This is a genomic window from Virgibacillus sp. GM2-2, assembly GCF_055329585.1.
This window is the reverse complement of the sequence record NZ_JBUZWC010000009.1, coordinates 63211-85644: the sequence shown is the minus strand read 5'-3', so window position 1 is coordinate 85644 and position 22434 is coordinate 63211. Positions and strand designations below refer to the sequence as shown.

26 protein-coding genes are annotated in these 22434 nt (G+C 36.8%); 11 read left to right on the top strand and 15 right to left on the bottom strand.

Going from position 1 to position 22434, the window contains the following annotated elements; translation table 11 throughout:
- Window positions 1–72 precede the first annotated feature (72 nt).
- The 6 genes from ACY9Z2_RS12065 to ACY9Z2_RS12040 form a co-directional block, all read right to left on the bottom strand.
- Window positions 73–360, bottom strand: coding sequence for a transposase (locus tag ACY9Z2_RS12065; protein ID WP_463609896.1), 288 nt, complete (start codon window positions 358–360; stop codon window positions 73–75).
- Between the two features lie 66 nt (window positions 361–426).
- Window positions 427–915: a glycosyl-4,4'-diaponeurosporenoate acyltransferase CrtO family protein gene (locus tag ACY9Z2_RS12060; protein WP_463609895.1), complete on the bottom strand. Its 489-nt coding sequence runs from the start codon at window positions 913–915 to the stop codon at window positions 427–429.
- A 39-nt stretch (window positions 916–954) separates the two neighbouring features.
- On the bottom strand, window positions 955–2349 hold the full coding sequence (locus tag ACY9Z2_RS12055; RefSeq protein ID WP_463609894.1) for an aldehyde dehydrogenase family protein: 1395 nt from the start codon (window positions 2347–2349) through the stop codon (window positions 955–957).
- Window positions 2342–3835 carry a phytoene desaturase family protein gene (locus tag ACY9Z2_RS12050; RefSeq protein ID WP_463609893.1) on the bottom strand — a complete coding sequence of 498 codons (1494 nt, stop codon included), beginning with the start codon at window positions 3833–3835 and terminating at the stop codon, window positions 2342–2344. The genes ACY9Z2_RS12055 and ACY9Z2_RS12050 overlap by 8 nt, the downstream gene beginning before the upstream one ends.
- 22 nt (window positions 3836–3857) lie before the next feature.
- Window positions 3858–4718, bottom strand: a complete 861-nt coding sequence (locus ACY9Z2_RS12045; protein ID WP_463609892.1) for a phytoene/squalene synthase family protein — start codon at window positions 4716–4718, stop codon at window positions 3858–3860.
- Between the two features lie 17 nt (window positions 4719–4735).
- Window positions 4736–6256: a phytoene desaturase family protein gene (locus ACY9Z2_RS12040; protein ID WP_463609891.1), complete on the bottom strand. Its 1521-nt coding sequence runs from the start codon at window positions 6254–6256 to the stop codon at window positions 4736–4738.
- Between the two features lie 304 nt (window positions 6257–6560).
- On the opposite strand from ACY9Z2_RS12040, the gene ACY9Z2_RS12035 reads away from it, so the two are divergent.
- Window positions 6561–7019: an antibiotic biosynthesis monooxygenase family protein gene (locus ACY9Z2_RS12035; RefSeq protein ID WP_463609890.1), complete on the top strand. Its 459-nt coding sequence runs from the start codon at window positions 6561–6563 to the stop codon at window positions 7017–7019.
- A 309-nt stretch (window positions 7020–7328) separates the two neighbouring features.
- Here the strand turns inward: ACY9Z2_RS12035 and ACY9Z2_RS12030 are convergent, their stop codons facing one another.
- Window positions 7329–7955 (bottom strand): NAD(P)-dependent oxidoreductase, encoded by a 627-nt coding sequence (locus ACY9Z2_RS12030; RefSeq protein WP_463609889.1) that lies wholly within the window; start codon window positions 7953–7955, stop codon window positions 7329–7331.
- A gap of 16 nt (window positions 7956–7971) precedes the next feature.
- Window positions 7972–8430: an SRPBCC family protein gene (locus tag ACY9Z2_RS12025; RefSeq protein WP_463609888.1), complete on the bottom strand. Its 459-nt coding sequence runs from the start codon at window positions 8428–8430 to the stop codon at window positions 7972–7974.
- Window positions 8431–8560: 130 nt separating this feature from the next.
- On the opposite strand from ACY9Z2_RS12025, the gene ACY9Z2_RS12020 reads away from it, so the two are divergent.
- Window positions 8561–9058: a DUF1722 domain-containing protein gene (locus ACY9Z2_RS12020; RefSeq protein ID WP_463609887.1), complete on the top strand. Its 498-nt coding sequence runs from the start codon at window positions 8561–8563 to the stop codon at window positions 9056–9058.
- A 33-nt stretch (window positions 9059–9091) separates the two neighbouring features.
- On the opposite strand, the gene ACY9Z2_RS12015 is transcribed toward ACY9Z2_RS12020, so the two are convergent.
- Both ACY9Z2_RS12015 and ACY9Z2_RS12010 read right to left on the bottom strand, forming a co-directional pair.
- A complete protein-coding gene (locus ACY9Z2_RS12015; protein WP_463609886.1) occupies window positions 9092–9457 on the bottom strand; it encodes a TIGR02328 family protein in 366 nt (121 codons plus the stop codon).
- A 1-nt stretch (window position 9458) separates the two neighbouring features.
- Window positions 9459–10088 carry a TetR/AcrR family transcriptional regulator gene (locus tag ACY9Z2_RS12010; RefSeq protein WP_463609885.1) on the bottom strand — a complete coding sequence of 210 codons (630 nt, stop codon included), beginning with the start codon at window positions 10086–10088 and terminating at the stop codon, window positions 9459–9461.
- 113 nt (window positions 10089–10201) lie between these two features.
- On the opposite strand from ACY9Z2_RS12010, the gene ACY9Z2_RS12005 reads away from it, so the two are divergent.
- From ACY9Z2_RS12005 to ACY9Z2_RS11975, 7 genes are all read left to right on the top strand, one after another.
- Complete coding sequence (locus ACY9Z2_RS12005) at window positions 10202–11176, top strand: ATP-binding cassette domain-containing protein (protein WP_463609884.1); 975 nt, start codon at window positions 10202–10204, stop codon at window positions 11174–11176.
- Complete coding sequence (locus ACY9Z2_RS12000) at window positions 11173–11949, top strand: ABC transporter permease (protein ID WP_463609883.1); 777 nt, start codon at window positions 11173–11175, stop codon at window positions 11947–11949. Before ACY9Z2_RS12005 ends, ACY9Z2_RS12000 begins: the two co-directional genes overlap by 4 nt.
- Before the next feature lie 21 nt (window positions 11950–11970).
- Complete coding sequence (locus tag ACY9Z2_RS11995) at window positions 11971–14175, top strand: MMPL family transporter (protein WP_463609882.1); 2205 nt, start codon at window positions 11971–11973, stop codon at window positions 14173–14175.
- 68 nt (window positions 14176–14243) lie between these two features.
- A complete protein-coding gene (locus ACY9Z2_RS11990; RefSeq protein ID WP_463609881.1) occupies window positions 14244–14666 on the top strand; it encodes a pyridoxamine 5'-phosphate oxidase family protein in 423 nt (140 codons plus the stop codon).
- Between the two features lie 110 nt (window positions 14667–14776).
- On the top strand, window positions 14777–15817 hold the full coding sequence (locus ACY9Z2_RS11985; RefSeq protein ID WP_463609880.1) for an EAL domain-containing protein: 1041 nt from the start codon (window positions 14777–14779) through the stop codon (window positions 15815–15817).
- A gap of 290 nt (window positions 15818–16107) precedes the next feature.
- On the top strand, window positions 16108–16833 hold the full coding sequence (locus tag ACY9Z2_RS11980) for a GGDEF domain-containing protein (RefSeq protein ID WP_463609879.1): 726 nt from the start codon (window positions 16108–16110) through the stop codon (window positions 16831–16833).
- A 131-nt stretch (window positions 16834–16964) separates the two neighbouring features.
- Window positions 16965–17519 carry a spore coat protein gene (locus ACY9Z2_RS11975; protein ID WP_463609878.1) on the top strand — a complete coding sequence of 185 codons (555 nt, stop codon included), beginning with the start codon at window positions 16965–16967 and terminating at the stop codon, window positions 17517–17519.
- Window positions 17520–17568: 49 nt separating this feature from the next.
- Here ACY9Z2_RS11975 and ACY9Z2_RS11970 read toward each other — a convergent pair whose 3' ends face one another.
- The 5 genes from ACY9Z2_RS11970 to ACY9Z2_RS11950 form a co-directional block, all read right to left on the bottom strand.
- Window positions 17569–18123 (bottom strand): DUF3231 family protein, encoded by a 555-nt coding sequence (locus ACY9Z2_RS11970; RefSeq protein WP_463609877.1) that lies wholly within the window; start codon window positions 18121–18123, stop codon window positions 17569–17571.
- 76 nt (window positions 18124–18199) lie between these two features.
- The gene (locus ACY9Z2_RS11965) at window positions 18200–18655 is read right to left on the bottom strand and encodes a DinB family protein (RefSeq protein WP_463609876.1); all 456 of its coding nucleotides are present in this window, start codon (window positions 18653–18655) and stop codon (window positions 18200–18202) included.
- 284 nt (window positions 18656–18939) lie between these two features.
- On the bottom strand, window positions 18940–19047 hold the full coding sequence (locus tag ACY9Z2_RS11960) for an acid-soluble spore protein SspM (RefSeq protein WP_463609875.1): 108 nt from the start codon (window positions 19045–19047) through the stop codon (window positions 18940–18942).
- A gap of 52 nt (window positions 19048–19099) precedes the next feature.
- Window positions 19100–20725, bottom strand: coding sequence for an aryl-sulfate sulfotransferase (locus tag ACY9Z2_RS11955; protein ID WP_463609874.1), 1626 nt, complete (start codon window positions 20723–20725; stop codon window positions 19100–19102).
- Between the two features lie 207 nt (window positions 20726–20932).
- Window positions 20933–21040, bottom strand: coding sequence for a YjcZ family sporulation protein (locus ACY9Z2_RS11950; protein WP_463609873.1), 108 nt, complete (start codon window positions 21038–21040; stop codon window positions 20933–20935).
- Window positions 21041–21262: 222 nt separating this feature from the next.
- On the opposite strand from ACY9Z2_RS11950, the gene ACY9Z2_RS11945 reads away from it, so the two are divergent.
- Both ACY9Z2_RS11945 and ACY9Z2_RS11940 read left to right on the top strand, forming a co-directional pair.
- Window positions 21263–21799: a CBO0543 family protein gene (locus tag ACY9Z2_RS11945; protein WP_463609872.1), complete on the top strand. Its 537-nt coding sequence runs from the start codon at window positions 21263–21265 to the stop codon at window positions 21797–21799.
- A gap of 43 nt (window positions 21800–21842) precedes the next feature.
- The gene (locus tag ACY9Z2_RS11940) at window positions 21843–22358 is read left to right on the top strand and encodes a DUF3231 family protein (RefSeq protein WP_463609871.1); all 516 of its coding nucleotides are present in this window, start codon (window positions 21843–21845) and stop codon (window positions 22356–22358) included.
- The last annotated feature ends 76 nt before the right edge of the window (window positions 22359–22434 follow it).

Here is a 22434-nt window from a genome sequence, read left to right as displayed (position 1 = left end):
ATATACCCCTCTTTTCGTTAGGCTAAATAACGTAAATAGATTAATTGTTTAAATACCATAAACACCTTTTCATCACCAATCTTTCCAGCTCCAACTCATAAGTAGATACAAAGAATAAACACCGAGGTATCCCCCAGTAAAGAGAAAATAAGGGTTCAAAAAAACTGCATGAATTGTGGTCATGAAGACTGTATTTTCTTGAATAATCTTATAGATGGAAAAGGAAGATATAATTCCAAAAATAACGAGTGACAGAATCGCAGCTAAATTTAAAATCCGCTTTACGATATCCCAGCGACTTCGACCATAAAACATAACCAAAGGTAGTAAAATAATGGCCGTTATCAGTACAACTTTCACTTTATCACCTGCTAAAAAGATATAGTAAACTTCAATATAGAGAAGTTATAGAATTGATTTTTTCCATTACTTCATCTTATTTCCAGTTATGATTGCAGTTATACGACCACGATTATAACGCTGGACGATGATAATTGGCAGATTGAAAACGATGGCATACACAATCATTGCACACCCTGCCCAAAACGGGTTCCACAGAAAAAATAGCGGAGCAGGCAGAATGGATAACCAGTGTGTTAGTTCCGCCCGTTTGGTTTCGGAAGCAAAAGTTTTCAATTCCACTTTCCCAGTGCCATGTAACGTTTTTTTTTCATACCCTTTGCGAAGAAAAATAGTCCCATCTATAATTTTTTCCTTCCATGATTTTACGTGAAATAGGCGTTGCCATATTCTCCCTGATTTTTCCCAAGAGAAGATTTGAAACCAAAAATTATCCTTTTCAAAAAAAGTTAAAGGAATTTTTAAACAAATGAACGAAATGAATAAATGAAAAAAAGTCCATGCAAAAATATCAATGACGATGATCCAAATTACTGATAAGGAAACTACTGGCATTGCAATCCTCCTAAGTCAGTTGTATATCTAACACTTCTTTTACAACAACCATTTGCGAAATTTTTTCAAGAACCGCAAATCTTTATCCGAATAAGGTGGGAATTTATCTGGTACATGCTTGTAATGGTATGCCTTGTAATCTGTCCTCTCATAACTACAAGCTCGAAAACCCGCTTTACCATGATAGGTACCGTGCCCGCTACCTCCAATCCCTCCAAATGCAACACGAGGATTAGCAGCGTGATGGATTACTTGATTAATACTAATGCATGTGGAACGCATGTATTGCTCAAACGTTTTGATGTGTTGCTTGTTTTTACTAAAAAGATACCCTGTCAAAGCATCACGTTCGATAATCTGCTGTGCTAATAGAGTATTTAAATCAGTGTAAGGCACAACAGGAAGAACAGGACCAAAAATTTCTTCTTGCAAGATGGTACTGCCTGGTTTCATATCTGTTACTATCGTCGGGGCTATGAACAGCTTTTGCCTATCGTTCGTACCGCCATACCGTATCGTGCCCTGTTCGATGAAACCAACCACTTTTTCAAAGTGTCTGGCATGTGAGATTCTCCCATAATCATCACTGAACTCAGGTTGATCACCGTAAAAATCCTTAACCGTTGCAACAATATGTGAAAGTGTTTTCTCATAAACGGATGTATGCACAAAAAGTGTGTCGGGAGCAATACAAGTTTGTCCAGCATTGAGAAATTTTCCCCACACGATTTCTTGCATTGCGGCTTCCGAAAAACCTGTTTCATCCATTATACAGGGATTTTTCCCACCAAGTTCCAATAGCACTGGAATATTCTTTGTTCTAGTTGCCTGTTGCACTACCAATCTTCCAACCTGTTTACTACCTGTAAAAAAGATCATATCGAAAGGTAATGATGTCAATATTTTACCCGTTTGTTCATCCCCCGTTACAACTGTTAAATATTCGGGTGTAAATGTTTTACCGATAACCTCTTTGAGCAGCTTACTTATGGCTGGTGCATATTCTGATGGTTTGATTATACAACGGTTCCCAGCCGCAATTGCACTAATGGCAGGCATTAATGCAAGCTGAAGTGGATAGTTCCACGGGCTGATAATCAATACACTGCCATAGGGTTTTCGTGTTTTTTTGATTGCTTCCATATAACCAAACTTTAGATGCCAGGAATTTCTTGGTTTGGACCATCTTTCTATATGCTTGCAAACATAGTCGATTTCATTTAATAAGACCGCAATTTCAAGAGAATAAGCTTCGAACGCCGATCTCCCCATGTCGGAAAGAAGTGCATCTATCCATTCTGTTTCATGATCTAAAAGTAACCTTTTCAACTGCAAGAGTAATTTTTTCCGTGTTTTTGCGGAGGGAACGGGCTTATTGAGAAAATCGGTACGTTGCCTCTCTAGTAATGCATCCAGTGCTAACTTGTCAGCCATGGTATGTATCCCGCTTGACGATTTTATCACTCACCTGCTGTCCACTTAACGTGACCATTGGCATTCCACCACCTGGATTTACCGTTCCTCCAACAAAGTATAGATTATTATAGCGTTCACTTTGCTTTGGATGTTTAAACCCTTTATTTTTTTTACGATCTGACACCGTACCATAAATCGCACCACGGTCAGAACCATAAACCCTTTTGATATCTTCTGGTGTCCATATATCTTTTGTAACAATATTGTCTCGAAGATTATCCAAGCCCATTCTCTCTAACTTGTTTAAAACCTTTTCCGCAAAACGGTCATAGTCTTTGGGAGTAAATGGTTTGTCCTGTATGTATGGGATGTGAGGTAAGACTTTTAAATTCTCATACCCCTCAGGAGCCTGTGATGGATCTGTTTTATTGACATTCACCAGATAAATAACCGGGTCATCTGGCAGTTCGTGACGATGGAATATCTTATCCATTTGTCGCTTCATATTTTTTGCAAAGAAGAAGTTATGATGGGCAAGCTGCGGATACGTTTTCTTCACACCCAAATGCATCACGAGTCCAGAACTTGCAGGCTCAAACTTTTTTTTCAGTTTTTTGACATACTGCTTTTTTTCTTGAAGCAGTTGCTCATAAAATGGAATGACTTCCATATTGGAAATATAGTAATTTGCAGTCAGTTCTGTTCCATCTTCCAAGAACGCTCCCGTAATTCTACCATTTTGTTTCTCGACCCTGGTGATACATTTCCCAGTATGAAATGTCACACCGACTTCCTTTCCTAGCTTCACTAGACCATTAGCAAGCATGTGCATACCACCAGGTACATACCATACACCTTGCTTATGCTGCATATAGATCATCATGTTCATGACTGCTGGTGCTTCGTAAGGTGAAGAGCCAACATACTTAATAAAATAAGACAGCATGTGCTTCAGTTGTTTATTACTAATTCGCTTATCAATACCTTGATACATGGTTGAAAATAAATCAAAGTTTTTCAAAGCACTGAACATTCCATGATATTGCATCATGTCTTTCGTGTTATCAGCTCCTTTAAAATAACTCTGTTCAGTCATGTCATAAAGCTTCTTTGTATAGCTAAGTAGTTTACTGTACTGGCGCATATCCCGTTTTTTTAGTGACGGGTTTTTTGCTTCCATTTCTTCCAAGTCTTCATATAAGTCAATGATATTACCATCAGGGAAAAAGGAACGCCATTGATGGTCCAGTTTTATAGTAGGAACATAGTCCTTCATTCTTTTTCCGCTGGCAACAAAGAGTTTTTCAAAGGTTTCTGGCATTGTCAAAATAGATGGACCAAGATCAAAACCAAATCCGTCTTGCTCCAATCGATTTACTTTTCCACCTAAATGATCGTTTTTTTCATATAAAGAGACATTATAACCGTTTTGTGCTAGTGAAATAGCAGCAGACAGACCACCAAGTCCACCGCCAATAATTAGTACGGATTTATTATTCTGCAATTAACACAACACCTTTCCTAAATTAAGAACAGTTGCTAATAGTAGCGCTGATTTCTGTCATTCTTTCTTTACTAACGTAGTTTCTTTTAGATAAGCAGTCATAATTATTGTTCCGCACGGCGTCCAAAATGCCTCGATAAATTTGAGCAGATAAAGAGACCGGTAAACGACTATCTCTGTCAAAGTGTTCAGTGTTTTCCAAAAAATTGTCATACAATGCTTCCGCACGAATAGCCAACTTCTCCCATAAATTGATAAATTGTTTATTAATGGTGCCATTTTGGAGATCTTTTTGTGTATAGTGAAAATGTTCTAATTCATCTTTTGGTAAATAAATGCGTTGTTTTTGGTGAAAGTCTTCCCCAACATCACGAAGTATATTGGTTAGTTGCATGGCAATTCCTAGATCGACTGCTGCAGTATGCAATTGAGCAGCATTTTCTGAAGCAATTACCGGTAGCAACATTAAGCCAACAGAACCAGCTACATAGAAGCTATATTTTTCCAGTTCTAGTAACGTTTTTGGTATGGTAAAGTCTACATCCATGGATTGACCATCTAATTGATCATAAAACGGCTGAATATCCATGTCGTATTCAACAAACACATACCTAAGTGCACGCCATAGCGGTTTGTTCAGTTCTTTCTCATCTTTGAATAAATTCAGCTCTTTTTTTAATTGATTTAATGCCTGTAGCCTTTCTACTGACGACTGATTGCCATCTGCGCAATCGTCTGCGATTCTGCAAAAAGCATAGATGGCATAGACAGCATTTGCTTTTTCCTGGGGGAGTTGAGAAAAAGCATAATAAAAGCTCTTGGAGCGACTTTTTATTATTTGTTCACAATAATAAAAGTCCGCTTGCCTCTCTTTGTCTTCCATATTGATTTCCTCCTGAACTATTGATAGTCAAATAGTATTCCCTTGTCATCATGTATTAATTCTTGTACGGCAATCTTGGCTGACAGCAAGACGATAGGTACTCCTGCCCCCGGGTGTGTACTACTCCCTGTAAAATATAGATTTTCACAGTGTGTTGCTTTGCTCTGGGGCCGCATATGATTGCTTTGTGATAGTGTTGGTTGCAATCCGAAGCAAGCTCCATTATATGCATTGAATTTAGATTCGAAGTCTTTTGGAGTCATATGGGTTTCTGTTACAATTTCCTGCTCAATGTTTTCAAAGCCCTTAATTCTTTTCAGAGAATTTAAGATATAATCACGATAATAGTTGATCGTGTCCTCATTCCATTCGTATTTCGCTGTCGATAGTTCAGAGACAGGCATTAGAATATACAGACCATCTTTTCCTTTCGGTGCTAGGGATGGGTCCATTTTCGATGCGATATAAACATAAAACGATGCGCTTTCCAACTTGTTTCCAGCAAATATGTCATGCAGATTTTTATCTAATTCCTCATTAAAAATAAAATTGTGTACGTGATCGATTTCATCGTATTTCCTGTCCATCCCTAAGTACATTAAGAAACAGGAACAGGAGTACTTCATGCTATCTACCTTTTTATCCGTGTATTTCCCTTTTGCTTTTTCACTCCTAACGAGATTTTTCATTGCAAAAGGAAAATCAGCGTTACACATGACGAAATCAGATTCTATTATTTCTTCATTCACACGAACACCTTTTGCTGCACCATTTTGAATTTTTATTTCTGATACATCCATATTGTAATGAATTTCGCCGCCTAGTTCCTGAAACAGACGCTCCATTGCAGTGGCCATCGTGTGCATGCCACCTTTAATGAACCAAACCCCATACAAAAATTCAATCATCGGAATCATCGTATAAAGAGAAGGACCATTATATGGAGAGACGCCGATATATAAAGTCTGGAAACTGATCATTTGTTTCAATCGTTCATTACGCATGTATTTGGAAATAAAATGGTCAGCGCTGTCTAACGTTCGTAGTTTCAAAGCTTGCCTTAGCATGAAAGGGTTGTAAAAGTCTGATTGATTACGAAACGGCCGCTGGATAAAATGTTTTTTTGCAACTGTGAAACGTTTATAAATTTCTTGCAGATAGTCCAAAAAACCTTTCGCATCTTCCTCACTAATTTTTTCGATCGTTTTTGTCAGTTCCGTTAAGTCGGAAGAAATATCGTAAGGATTATCCGCATCATCCCCAAAGTAAACACGATACATTGGATTAAGTTGCTTCATTGGTATGTATTCGTCAGGGTCACGTCCACACAACTCAAACACTTCTTTGTATAATTCAGGCATCATGACAATAGTTGGACCAAGATCGAATGTATACCCATCTTTTTCAATTCGGTGCATTTTTCCGCCGGGCATTGACTCTTTTTCATAGATGGTTACTTGATATCCTGCCTGCTGTAGCCGAACTGCACTAGCGAGTCCCGCGACACCTGCTCCAATAACGATAACTGTTTTTTTCATATTCTTATAACTCCTGTTAATAGTTATTTTATCTACTACACGTTCTAAACCGAAAAAATTATACTCTTGAGTATAATTAATAGATTAAACTATAATATAAAATATGTCCAATAAAAGTATTAGACATAATCAAATATTCTATAAAATTAAACTACACTCAGTGAGGTTTGTTATCCTTAAATTGGATAAATTAATGCAACTATAACCGTTCTATTAGCATTCTTGTATGTTTATATTTTTTCTAACCGCATGATACAATAATAGAGAAATTTGGATTTCAATCGCTTTAAGTTTCTGCCAATATATGGGGGTGAATAGTATCAACGTATTTCTTGCAAGTGTAAATGATTCAGAAACTCTTTTCTTACAAGAACAAGATTTAAGTTGCACAATAGACAACAAAAAGTATCACATTATTGATAGAACTGGGAATCTTGAGCACAATGGCGTTATTATCCTAAATAACGTCCCAGTCAAACCAGAAGGACGTATGAAGTTTGAAGAAAGGTTTTTAAACAGGCCGAAAAAGATAGAGAATGAGGATGGTTTCATAGCTATTAGAGTAATGAAACCACTTGATGGCAATACATATGTCATCCTTACCCAGTGGGAATCGGAAAATTCTTTCAGAAATTGGCAACAATCATCCGCGTACTCTAGTGCTCATAAGAACCGTGGAACCAAAAAAGGAATTGATCAGGAAGCGGGAGTATTGCAAGACAAGCCATATCATAAAATTTATAATGTGACTGAAAAAGAGTAGCAATAAGATAACGTTTTTCCTTCTAACAAAAAAGCCCAAGTACTTATCATGCGTAGGTACTTGGCCAAGATTCATTTAGTCGGTGTTTTTAATATCAGCGGACACAGGATTCGCTATTTTTACTTTTCAGGCATGTTTCGAGAGCTGCGCGGACACAGAATACCTCATTTAGCTAGAAAACACCGAAACTACTATTTTTTTAGTTAATTAGAGATTCTGTGTCCGGAAACACTCACATTCAACCTACTTTTGCACAATTAAGAGCCCTGGTGTCCGTCGCTCTTAATTCTAAAAACCCCAACACAATAGTTAGTAGGCAATTCCAACTCGAACCTTTAAAAAATCATTAGTCGAAAGTTGGGCATAAGCAAAAGCAGCCGTATCCCCTACCGTAATTTGTTTACCATTTTCGGGCAGAACATTTTTTTCCACTCGATAATTCCCATGCTCTTCTCCATCTGGTAAGTATGTTGGACAGACAATGGTCCAATTTAAGTTAGATCTTTCTAGTTCATGGTATGCTGCTAAATGATCTTCTGCTGCAGTGGTCGATTTACGCTTCGATTCACTCGATTGAAAGCGGTATACATTAGATTCCGTTCTGCTATCTAAAATACCAGCAGTTCCGATTGTAATAATTCGAGAAATCTTTTGCTTATCCATTAACTGAATTAATAATGGTGCACACTGTGATAAGGTGTTATTTTTATCTGTGTTTAACGCGCTCAACACAACGTCAATAGGATAGCTTCCCATTGCCTTTTTTAAAACAGCCTTATCTAGCACATTCCCTTCGATGACATGTAAGTTAGCGCCTGACACTGCTATCTTTTCAGGAGAACGCACTAGAGCAACAACATGATGACCATCGGCCAACGCTTTTTTCAGGATCACATTACCTACTCTGCCAGTTGCACCCAATAAAAGTATATTCACATCAATACTCTCCTTTTTACTTATTGAATAGTTGCCTTAATTTATCTTCACGATACTGAAAAATTTCTCTCAACTTTTTTTCGACGTTCCATTTATGCACGGTTCTTCCAATTACTGAAAAAGGTAATGCATAATGGACAATATCTTTCATCTCTGTTCCATTTGTCGTTTCCTTAAAATGGTGCTGATGGTGCCAAAATCGATACGGTCCAAATCGTTGTTCATCCACAAAATAATTTGGAGCTGATACATGTGTGATTTCCGTGACCCAATTCAATTTGACACCAAACAGCGGCTTTAGTTGGTACTTAATAATCATACCAGGATACATATGTTGAGGAGGTTCACCTTTAGTTTCAAAACGCATCCAAGACGGCGTAATGTCTGAAAGTTGATTTGGGTCGGAGAAAAACTTCCACGATTCTTCCAATGTAAGCGGCAATTGTTGTGTCGTTTCAAACGAATAAATTTTCAATCCATATCTTCCCTTCTACTAACTGAACGATTTGGTAAACAAATTCCCTAAAGCAAACTAGTTAAACGTTTGAAATAAGCTGTAATGTGGAATAAATTTTAAAACTCAGATTAAGATTGGTGGCAATTATATGACTAACAATCAATCAATTACTATACCTAAGCATGTTAAAAAAGGGGCAGAGTCCGTGTGGGCTGCTAATAAATATTTTGTAATGGCTTGTGGGCAAAACTGGTACCGCGAAATTAGAAAATCCTTTAGGGATACGACAGATTTACGTATGTCCTATATTTTATTAGCACAAGTCGAAAAAGAATTTCATTCCATTTCAAGCAGCGAACTACCTGAACTCTCCAACGCCCTATACCATATACTAGGTTACTTCAAAAACATATTATCTAGAAAGGATCGCCACCATTTGAATCATCTAATCGTCGAGAATCCAGGAAACGCGATAGCATCTCTTGAAAAACATACGACGTATTATCAAATTGATTATCTCATGAGTTGTCGGCTCTGGAACCGTAAATCTGTTTTTAACGAAGTTCCTATTCGATTGCATGCGGAAGGAGAAATGTACCCTTCTTATTCATTGATTTGGGAAGAAAATCAACTTATACAAAAATAAAAATCAGCCCCTTTTTGTGCTGAGTAGCTGATTTTAGATATCAATTCCTTTTTCACGTAAGTTATCTACGCATTCTTGTAAATAGTTATCATCATGCTCAGGGTACCGTTCTTCCATGTCCCTTTCACCTAAGCTATCATTATTGTGGGGGTTACTAATCTTACCACGATAGTTTGGATCCTCCCATAATGGATCATTACGATAGCCCCTTCTTTTCATTTCGTTCATAACCTTCAAATGATAAAGGTAAAGCTTATATGGTGAATAATCAAACACATAATTCACAGTTGCATGTCTTTTACCCCATCCATTCCCTCGTAATGCACAGCATTCACGATGCTGTCCAAGAAGCTGTTGTCGAGGTAACCTTGAGAGAAGGTCTTCGTGCCATAATCGCATGTTACTTTTCCCCCTTTGTTTGAATCCCTTGCCACAACAGTTCAATAATTTCTTCTGCGACTTTTTCTATCGAAGGGAATAATTGCTCTTTCTCCGAATTATAATAACCAACCTTCAGTAGCGATAAATAAGCATGGGCTGCAAACTTTGGATTTACTGTACGTATCTCTCCCTGCTTTATCGCATCCTCAAAGGCTTGTTCAATTGATTGATACATTTTTGATTCAGCTTTACTTATTTTTGTTTCCTGTTCTTTTGATAGGGTATTTTTTACCCCTTTCATAAATCCATCCATGTCTATATCTACTGTTGCTTTTAAGTGTGTTTCGGTAATTTTTAACAAACGTTGCTTCAGCGGTATTGATTCCTTTAACAAGGAATTAATACGGCCCCTGATACGAATCATCATTTGAACCATTGTTTCCGTAAATAATTCAGCTTTACTAGCATAATAGTAATAGACGGTTGCTTTCGTAACATTACTTTTCTTTGCCACGTCATCTACAGATACATGTTGATACCCATTTTCGATAAATAAACGGGTAGCTGCTTCAATTATTAGTTCTGTTGTCGGTTTTGTTTGTTCACTCACGCGTGGTCTACCTAACGGACGTTGCTGCTTACCCTTCACAATTCTCTCTCCTTGAACACTTACTTTATTAAATTATATCATATTTTTTATTATTTGGTTGATAATTAACTAACCAGTATATATAATTATAAACAAAGAAAAGAGGTGTAATTTTGGAAAATCCAATTATTCATGTTGAAAATTTAACAAAGATTTTTAAAAAAGGTTCAGTAACAGCAGTAGATGGCGTTTCATTGGATGTTACCGAAAATGAATTCTTTGCTTTTCTCGGTCCGAACGGAGCTGGAAAATCAACTGTAGTTAAGATGTTAACGACTTTATTAGAACCCACCTCAGGAGTTGGCAATGTTGCTGGATCTGAAATTGTTAGTGAACCAGAAAAAGTGAGACAGCAAATTGGTGTTGCACTTCAGGAGACTGGCATTGATCCTGATTTGACTGGCAGAGAATTACTACACATGCAAGCAAGATTGTTTGGTTTTTCAAAGCAAGCCGCAAAAGAACGAACCTTAGAATTGTTAAATCTTGTAGATTTGACAGAGGATGCTGATCGTAAATGCGGTAATTATTCTGGGGGCATGCGGAGAAGATTAGATTTAGCAATGACTCTTGTGCACCGACCAAAACTATTATTTCTAGATGAACCTACTACGGGGCTTGATCCAACTAACCGAAAAGCTATATGGGATGAAATAAAAAAATTAAACAAACAACACAATACGACCATTTTCTTGACAACCCAATATTTAGAAGAGGCAGATCAACTGGCTGATCGAATTGCAATTATAAATAAAGGAAAGATTATTGCAAGTGGAACAGCTACAGAACTAAAACGCATGACAGGAAAGGAAATGGTTGTATTAACATTTGAACAAAATGAAGAAGCTGAATCAGCACATAAAAAATTGCTAGAACTTACACAAGAACAACAAATCATTAACAATCAAGTGAAACTTTATTTAGATGATGGTTCTGCTGAATTACCTAAAATTATCCGTCTACTTGATTATCACTCTATATATCCTGCAGGTTTGAATATACTTAAACCTACGTTAGATGACGTTTTTCTTAAGTTAACAGGAGAAGAATATAGACCAGAGGTACATCAAGGGGGGAATATGCAATGAAAACTTTTCTATTGCATACAGTTATCTTCGCCAAACGAAGTATTATAACAACACTACGTAATCCATTTGCACTTATACCAAATTTAATCATTAGTTTATTTTTCCTATTGGTATACAAAGCAGGGCTGAGTGGTATTTCACAACTCCCCGCCTTTGAAGGAGCTAGTTATCTTGCCTTTATTCTTCCCGTATCAATTGTCTCCAGTGCCATTGGTGGAGCGGGCAGTTCAGGGCAATCATTGGTTAAAGACCTGGAAAATGGTTATTTCTCCAGATTATTAACAACTCCTGCCTCTAGGCTGGCTATTGTATTAGGACCGATCATAGCTGGAATGCTCCAATTATTGATACAGACACTACTGATTTTAGGTGTTGCTTTTTTAATGGGCCTTAAGATTGAAGCAGGATTTTTAGGCGTTTTATTACTTTTATTACTAGCAATTGGCTGGGGATTAGCTTTTGCTGGCTATTCAGTAGGATTTGCATTAAAGACAAAGAATGCTCAAGCAGCTCAGGCCGGAACGTTTATCTTTTTCCCATTATTATTCCTGAGCACTACATTTGTTCCTTATGAATTAATCCAATCCGATTGGTTAAAATTTGCTGCAACAATTAATCCAACCACGTATATATTCGAAGGAATGCGTTCACTTTTAATTGACGGTTTAATTATGACAGATTTAGTAAAATCTTTTGTTGTCATTACGGTTACATCTATGATTACGATACTTTTTGCAGCAACAAGTGCTAAGCGAGCTGTTAGTCGGCAATAAGTTGATAGAGAGGAAGATTTGATGAATGTATTAACAAAATGGGGAAAAGTTGTTGCAGGCAGAAAAAGTCGCTTCGCAACCATTGTCATTTGGATTCTTGTGATAGGAATCTTGACATCCATATGGCCACAGGTAAATCAAGAAGAAACTGCATCCACAAATTTGCTACCTGAAGATGCCATGTCCGTAGAAGCATCAAAAATCATGGAAGAACAATTTCCAAATAACACAGGTGTGCCACTATTAGTAGTTTGGTACCGAAATGGTGGTTTGACAGAAAATGATTACGAAGCTGTAAAGACTGTCTATCAGCAATTGAAACAAGAACCATTAGACCACCAATCACTGGTACCAGATTTTTCAAATATACCTATTCAAGCATTGAAAGAACAAGCTTCCGATGATGGAGAAGCACTTACTACACCAATATTTTTTGAAAAAGGTACCGCTACAGAAGAATTACAAAAGGCTTTAGAAGCGTTGAAAAAGGATATTAAAAAATTACCAACCGACAATCCTTTTGGTGAAGGTATTTCCAGTAATAATCTACATGTACGCCTTACAGGTCCTGTTGGCATTCAAACGGATGCAACGGAACTATTTAGTCAAGCTGATATCACGCTATTAATTGCCACAGTTATATTAGTATTGGTCTTATTAATTGTTTTGTATCGCTCCCCTATTCTTGCTATCGTTCCATTAATTAGCGTAGGAATCGCCTATGGCTTAATTAGTCCGTTACTTGGATTTATGGCAAACCAGGGATGGATTGAAGTGGATTCACAGGCTATTTCGATCATGACGGTTTTACTATTCGGAGCGGGGACGGATTACTGTTTATTCCTAATTTCTAGGTATCGAGAAGAGTTGCAAATGGAAACAAATAAATACACGGCACTACAAAAAGCTATTGGTCACTCAGGGGGCGCAATAATGATGAGCGCGCTGACCACCGTTATTGGTCTATTATCGTTATCATTAGCACAGTATGCATCCTACGATCGATTTGCAGTTCCATTTGGTTTAGCTATTTTCATTATGGGAGTTGCCGTTCTCACCTTTTTACCAGCAATTTTGGCTTTATTTGGAAGGATTGCTTTCTTCCCTTTCATTCCTCGCACGGAAAAAATGGCAGAAGAATTAGAAGAGAAAAAGGGTAAACCAGTTCGTCACCCTAAAACAAGAAGTCGTTTTAGCAAGGCAGTTGGTAAAATCGTTACGGAAAAACCATGGCGGGTTATTGTAATTTGTACCATTTTCTTAGGAGGTTTCGCACTGGTAGTACCGAAAATTTCGTTTACATACGGTATACTTGATTCGTTTCCGGAAGATATGCCGTCACGGGAAGGATTTGAAATTATTGCTGATCACTATCCACCTGGAAAAATTGCTCCTGTACAGGTGATTGTCGATACAGATGGTAATGATTTTTCGTTACAAGATAATCTTGCTTCCTTAAGTATAACAGAAAGTGTAAGTGAACCTAAAATTGGAGAAAAAAATGCAGAATTCCAAACGTACGAATTAACATTAGCGATTGACCCTTACTCAGAGGAAGCAATAAATCATATTCCCAAAATCAAGGATAAAGTTCAAGAATGGCTTATAGAATCAGGTATGAACAATACCTCCAATAATGTTTGGGTTGGTGGAGAAACTGCAACACTTTATGACACAGAACAAGTTACAACGCAAGACCAACAGATCATTATTCCAGTTGTGCTTATTATAATAGCTGCATTACTGCTCGCATATCTTCGCTCGATTGTAGCTATGATTTATCTATTGCTAACAGTTGGTTTATCCTATTTATCTGCACTTGGATTAGGTTGGTTAGTCATTCATTATGGTTTTGAAGCATCAGCTTTGCAAGGCTTGATTCCATTATATGCATTTGTGTTTCTTGTCGCTCTTGGCGAAGATTATAATATTTTCATGGTCTCAAATATTTGGAAAAACCGCCACCACATGTCTATGAAGAAAGCAATTTCAGAAGGAGTGGGTGAAACAAGTGGTGTCATCAGTTCGGCAGGATTAATATTAGCTGGTACTTTTTCCGTTTTGGCGGTATTACCCTTACAAGTTCTTGTTCAATTTGGAACGGTAACGGCAATCGGTGTCTTGTTAGATACATTTGTTGTGCGACCACTTCTTGTACCAGCTATTACGACCGTACTCGGGAGATTTGCCTTCTGGCCAGGTAAACTGTGGAAGAAAAAAGATTAAGATCGTATAGTTTATTTTCCTGTAACAAAGGAATAATGTAAGTACAACTAGAAAGGAGTGCTTACGCTTTGAGTCAACAAGAATTGAAACAAACTGTTGAAAAAATCATAACGGATAGTGCTGTTGGAACAATGGCTACTGTTCAGCAGAGCAAGCCACATTCACGATATATGACATTTCGTAATAAAAGTCTGAAGCTTTTTACAGCAACAAGCAAGGAAACACATAAAGCAGAAGAAATTGAAGCAAATCCTTATACTCATATTTTATTAGGATATGAAGGTGAAGGATTTGGTGATGAATATGTGGAGTACGAAGGAAAAGCGAAAATAAGCAATTCCGAGGAGTTAAAAAAAGAGCTATGGAACCCATACTTGGAAAATTGGTTTGAAGGACCACAAGATCCTAATTATATTGTGCTTGAAATTGAACCAGAGCAGATACGTTTATTGAACAAAACAGGATTGGAACCAAAAACGTTGGAGCTTTAACAGATAAAACCGAGTGTACTGCTCGGTTTTTTTATTTATTTCCTACATAAGACTAAAGTACTACAATAAACTATCCGATATAAAAAAAGAACGAAAAGGGGGGCGTAATTATGTTAAATGGCTGTGATATCTGTATACCAAAAAAGCAAGGATATACTGTTTATTTCGAAGAACAATCAATTGATAAATTGGTAGATTACTTTTCCACCTACACGAATGAAGATTGGTTCATTATTAACGAAACAAGCTTTTGGGCTGAGGAATCAATCGTCTTTGACTTAATAGATTATCTAGAAGCCCATTATGATACGAATAAGATTTTTGTAGCTCCTACTAATAGTGAGCAACAATCAATAGAAACAAATGACATAAGACCATTACATACGCTGCACGTGCAAAAAGAAACAAGTTGGGTAGACCAGTTGATTAAAAAACGAATGATTAAAACGCATTATCAACCAATTGTCAGCTTACATAATAAATCTGTTTCTATTGTTGGTCACGAATTATTGTCGAGGGGCATAGATAAAAATGGAGATATCATACCACCATTCAAAATGTTTGAAGCAGCACGTGTGCGTAATAAAACCTTTGCTTTAGACCGTGTATGCAGAATGGAATCTGTCAAAAATGCATCCCAAATAACAGACAAACTAATTTTTATTAATTTTATACCAACTGCCATTTATGTACCCGAGCATTGTTTATCAACAACATTTAAGTTAATTAAACAAATAGGTATTAATCCAGAACAAGTTGTTTTCGAGGTTGTTGAAACAGACGAGGTTAGTGATATTGAACATCTAAAACGAATTTTAAACTACTATAAATCGCATGGATTTAAGTATGCATTAGATGATGTTGGCACAGGATTCAACGATTTAAAGAAATTAGCTGATTTGGAACCAAACTTTGTAAAACTTGCCCGGGAATATGCTGATGGTGTAAGTACGGACGAAAACAAGCAAGTTGTGGCAAAATCGGTTCTGCAGGTTGCCAATGAGATACAGTCAACAGCCCTGGCAGAGGGGGTAGAACGTAAGGAAGATATTGATTATTTATCAGATCTAGGTTATGAACTATTCCAAGGTTATTATTTTGGTAAACCCGAAGAAATACCCTTAGAAACTGTTGAACAGAACAAATGGTAAAACGTAATTTGCATGCACCTGGCTTGCTGTATATTATTCGCTTATTCCATAAAATGAACCAACTTAAAATCGGATATATAATCTATTTCCTATTTTCAATATTGCTAATTGTAGACAGTATTTTTTTGTTAAACCTTTCTCCTTTTATCATAATATTATGGAGTATCTATGTTCTATTCGGCATCTGGATCATACACTATACGGCCACGCGTAAAGATACAACAATTCTTTGTCTTTATCTAATGAGCTGTTTTATTTGGTGGTCTGCTTCTATATTACAATCTACCAGTATGAACAGTTCGATCTTTTATTTTATCAGTATTTTGTTAATGATTAATGTACTATCTGGATCGTATTTATTGAATGCGTTTGGTGCAATCAGCTATATTATTACAGTTATTTTAAGTTTCGTTTTGTTCCCATCCATATTTGTTGACTCAGTTGACATATTTATAAGTATGATTGTTGTAAATCTATTAACCATCATTGTTGGATTTTTGACTTCCTATGCAGTTAATCATTACGATGATTCATATACACGATGGCAAAAACGTGCACTAACTGACTATCTAACCTGTTTGCTTAATCGAGAAGGTTTCATTCAATCATTTCATAGACTTCCTAATAAACAGGGAGTATTTGGTATTTTTGACTTAAACAATTTTAAACAATTAAATGATGATTATGGACACGAATTTGGCGATAATGTATTACGTGAAATAGCCAAGTCGTTTATGGAAACGAACGAAACAATCTATTTAGGAAGAATTGGTGGAGACGAATTTGTTTTCCATCTTCCCGCTTCCCAAACAAACATTTTGTCAGAAAAAGATAGCAGCTCCTTCATTCAGAAACATATTCATAAAGCTGGTGAAACACTTGGGATTTCATTGACAGCTTCCGTGGGATCAGTATTAATTACTGAAAAATCACAGGAGTTCAGACAACTTTATAGGCTAACGGATGAAAAAATGTACGAAGATAAAGAAAGATTAAAGCACAGTAGTTTAGGCTAACGAAATTTGTTAACCTTGTTTTATTTAGACCGTTTGTACAGACTATTAATTGCTATTTTTTATAGTATTCCTTGATTAATTGCACATAATAAGGCGGTGAAATTAAATTATCAACTAGGAGGAATTAAAAAATGCAATTAGCATCACACGAATTACATGATTTAGCAGAGCTGACGATGGGTTGCTACAATACAATTGGTTGTATGGCAAGCTTTATTGAACAGGCACAGGATCCAGAGCTCAAGAATATGCTTACTCGGATGTTTCCACTACACGTTGCTGATTACAATTTAAAGGTTGAATTTTTACAGAATGAACAAACCCCCGATATAAATAAATTTCAACCTGACCAGCAAATGAGAAAGCTAGCTGACTTTACGACTGCAACTACCCCAGTTCAGCCTGGACAACCAAGAACAGCAGTTCAAACGCATACAGATCGGGAGATCGCAACGGCTTTTTTACTAAATCAGAAGGAATCTGCCAAAAATTACGCTTCTGCTTCCGTAGAATGTGCAAATCCTGAACTTCGCCATTTCTTGGAAAAGGCATTTATGAACAGTAACCGTCATGCTTATGAAATGTGGCAATACATGGTGCAAAAGGGTTACTATCCTTTATCACCTGCACCACAGGAAAGTATTCAAACGATGGGTAGCCTATTCAATCCAGTTCCAATGCAATAAACAAAAAAACATCTCCAACTCATAACTGTGGAGATGTTTTTTTTTCGATTTATGAATTACTTTTTGGCATCCCAGGCGGGTAATAGTATGGAGGCACACGAATCCATCCACGTTTTCGCATCAATGTCTTTAATTCGGCACCAAGCACAACCTTTTCAGCTAAGAACTCCATAAACATTAAAGCGATATCATTTCGAACAGTTTGTGAAGCAGAAGTTGCACACATTGATACGGCATATGCTGTCTTAAGTGACACACCGTTGGCTATTTCATCATCAGTCATTTTAACTCCTAATGGTACAGCATGTGGCTCCGAATCAGGTTTTTCCTGTGGCAACGAAGGTAAGGGTACCCCCTCTTTAATCATAAAGTCACTCATTTTTATCGTTGTTTCCTCGCATTGTTTTTTGCTATCCTTCAATATTTTTACCAAGTCATCATCCGTTGTGGTATTTAATCCTGCCTTTATATATAATACCGACTCATGTATCGTGGTGTAGTATGTCCATATAGACATCACTTCCCCTACATGTAGCGGAGATTTGGGTTCATTATCTACTAGCGTTTTAATTGTTTTGATAGCTGCAGCAATAGGATTTGTCATGCACTATACCTCCAAATCAAGCAAAGTCTATTTGTAGTATTTGACAATTCCTGTATTCCATACACAGCTTTTGGTCTTACAATAACTTCTTTATATCCATTATTGTTTGCAAATGCATTCCCTCATGAAAAATGGTTCGTGTTAGCACTTGTTCAATCGTATGCATTCCCATTTCCGTAGGCGGGTACTCCTTGTCCAATCTGTCTCCATACTTTGCTTGAATATCTGTTATTTGATCAGATAACAGCCGCTTTAACTCATCCATAGAAGGGGTTGCATCATCAAATTCTTTTGGTGTTGTACCAAATCCGAACCATTTCCGGAACTCTGTTGGACCATCCTTCTCTCCAGTAACAGCATTAATCCAATCATATTGATCTAAATACACATGTCCTAAATTCCAACGAATATTGTTGTTAAAGCCAGAAGGTATTATCCCAGCATCGGAGTCCGAGACATCTTCAACAATCTCTAATAAGTAACCGCGATATTCCCTTAGTTGATTAAATAAGACTTCCTGTCGCTTATTCATGTAAAACACTCCTTTTTGTGTTTATTTTACATGAATATTTAAAAAGTTGCATTGGGATCGTAATCTGATTGATTCGGATCATGTTTTTCGGAACTGGATCGTAAATCGTAAAATCCGGCGCGTAAAATTGAAATACAGATCGTAAATTAGAAATTCGGATCGTGTTTCACAAAAGTATGTTGGGGAATCGGTCAGTATTTCAAAATCCGTCCATTCTGATCACTAAATAACAAATATGCCTGGCACATTCCCACATACTTGAAAATGTGCCAGGCGAAAACGTCCTACGTTGACGGACGATTTGGTCCGTTTAATTTTTTATCACCTTTTTTCAGTGATTTCCCATTTAATTCTTCTTTACTTTTGTTTTGTTTTTTTACTTTGTGACTCATGTAACACCCTCCTTCACCAATAGTCTGTCTAATTTTCGGAAAAAGATGAGCATTACTCGTTTGAAACCATTTCATAGCTCCAATCTTCTGGATATAATGGCATTCTTTTCGCACGATAAACTTGACGGTGGCTACCTTTTTCAAATCCTGTTACTTTTATTTCGTACACTACTTCTGGATTCTCTCCGCCAGTCACCTCGACGACAATACTGCGCATGTTACCTTCTTTTCCAAATGTGTAACCAGATGTAACCAAACGATTTCCTGTTTGATTCAAATAGTTAGCGTCACTTACGTATTTCGAAAAGAATGACTCTCCACGTTCTTTACCGTATGCCCAAATTTCTTTTACGGTCATCTTTTCTGTGTTGATCCGGTAATGAACTGCACGACTATATTCTTCACTTACACTTTCATCGCCACGGGTAACAGCGATATTATTGTCAAATAGCATAATATCTTTTGTCGCGTCATTATCATCAAAGTCAGGTAACACTTGAATAGAATGCGGTCCACCTGGAAATTTAAAGTCTTCTCCTACAGGATCAAGCAGATATTTTTGATAATTATCTGGCCAGCCTTCATGTTCCGCTAATATCCATTCAATCTCGCCTTCTGGATAACTCATCTCCATCGCTAAGCTTTGATGACGGCTCGTTACAAGGATATCTCCTTCCTTTTTATCCAACCAGATTGAATTTTGATGAAACCAATCTCCATCCTCTGCAGATGGTCCATCATATTCTTGATAAAAATCTTCAGGCATGATCTTGCGGAAATTAAACTGATCCACTAACTCCCCCGTTTCACGATCTATTTCAATCATTTCATCCTCAATGTACTGTGTACCATCGTGTGCAGTCGCGAGTATATTACCATTTTCTAGTTCAATGGCATCGTGGTGAATGATTCCCCAACCCTCATAGTTGCTCACCGTTACAACATATGAATGAAAAACTTGTCCAAGCATATCCATCTCGATGATTTGATTATACTTGTCACTTTTTTTGGTTACATATAAAAGATGATTATTTTCCATTCGTTTTAACACGTGGCTATTTGGAAAGGTTGAATACCAACGAACATCTCCGTTACTATCCACTGAATACGGATAATCGCTACTTGGAATTAGGAACGTTAAACCGTTTTCCATTTTGGATGGTTGTGATGTAACAAGTGTTGTCGTTAACAATTTCTCTGGAACCGGTTCAGTTGTAATGGAAAGCTCTTTTTCCATAACTTGTCCATCTTTTGTTTCACCGGTTAAGATAACTGTATTACGATAATCTGGATATAAACCTAAAACAGGAACTTCATGTGTCGTCTTATAGCCTTCAAATGTTTTTACAATATCCGTTTCATCTGTTTTTCCTTGCACGCTCACTGTAATTTCAACTGGTTCTTCTGTTTCAAATTTTACAAGTGCAGTTAGTGGTGCCGCTCCATACGGATCAGGTAAAACAAGTGGATTCATAAAATTATACTGCCGTTGGCTATACGTTGTTTTGATGAGATTCTCGGTTGTTTGTTGTTCATTCATTAATTCTGCATTAGAAGAAACAGTTCGCTCCCCTCTTTCTTCGTCTGCTTCTGCATCTTCTTGATTCATATTCAGGGCAAAAAATACAGCGCCAACAATTAGCGCGCCACATAATGCACCGAGCAAAATCTTTTTCATAGGATCTCCTCCACCTTACTTTTTTGTTTGTTTAAATCAATGTCTAGTAAATTGATCCTAACAATAGGTTATCATAGGTAAATGAAGGACTCTAATGATTTAAGGTTTGAAAAAACAGAAAGCTAGCCCCAAGTGAAATGGAACTAGCTTATAACGAACGTATATTAATTAGAGGAATATTATTTTGTGTTAGTTAGCGGTTAAAAATTAATATCCACCGTATCCGCCTACGTAGCCACCTGCACCTACAATAATAAGCAGAATGAACAGTACAACGATTAATGCAAAGCCATTACCAGCACCTGCATAACTCATGGATTAATTCCTCCCCTCTTTTCTTGATCTACTAACATACTATGAAAAATTCTAATGAAAGTAAGGGACAGATGTGGAGATTAAATAAAATGGGCATTATCACACTACTTAGCCCAGACAATCTTAACAGATTCCATGGTTGAATAATTTTTTCATAAGAACAAAACCTATTATTTAATACACCCTAAACTGAGGGGAGAAATCAAGATGATTCTTTCCATTATGAATAAGTATTTAACTATACAAGATCAATACATTCGAATCAAATCCCACCACTTTTTTGAAAACGTGCTATTTTCTCCTCAGTGGTGGATTTTAGTAATTATTACTGTAGTACTATGGATTATATGGATTGTCCTTGTCGATAAGAAAAGATTGAGTGGAATCTTACTGGTTGGACTATTCACAAGCTTATGGGCAATCATCTTGGATGATATTGGCCTATCACTCGCTTTGTGGTCTTATCCTTATAATCTTGTACCTTTTGCAACACGTCTATATCCTGTAAATATTGCTATTATTCCAGTATTTTATATGCTGTTATATCAGTATTTCACTAGATGGAAACCCTATTTAATTGTATTGTTTTTGTTGACAATATTTGCTGTTTACGTAGCTGAACCTTTTTTTGTCCATTTCAACATGTACATACCATTAAAATGGGAATTGTGGTACTCAGGTCCTATTTATTTTCTGATTGGAGTTATTGTAAAAGCAATGGTGGATAGAATTAAAAAAATGAATAAAAAAGACATCTAATCAGATACTATTGTTAGTTAAATAAATTTTAGGAGGAACAACTGTGGGAATTTTAAGTGGTAATCCGAAAGAAGAACCTATGCACTATGGTGAGGTGTTAGCAATTTGGAACGCTTTTTCAATGGGAAAAGCGCAGATTGCGGCATATGAAGTATTGTATAATCATGCAGGAGATAAGGATTTAAAGAAATTTATAGAAAACATTTTACAAACAATTGTTAAACCGGGTATAGAAGAAACAGAAAAACTGCTAAAAGAAAATGGGATTGGACTTCCTCCAAGCCCTCCTGAACGTCCAGAAGCAAACACCGATGATATTCCAGTTGGAGCACGCATAATGGATCCAGAAATTTCAGCAACCTTATCTAAAGATATCGCACAAGGACTTATCGCAGACAGTACGGTCATTGGACAAAGCATTCGTGAAGATATTGCAATGATGTTTGGACAATTTCACATGAAAAAAGCACAAATGGGTGCAAAACTATTACAATTGAATAAAGAAAAAGGTTGGTTAATTCATCCACCGTTACATGTGGCAAAAACGAAAGAAGATTAATTATGCATACTATCCTGCAAGTTAGTTAAACTAAGTTCGGTAAAATTTCTCCGACAAATTTTAACCAATAAAAAAA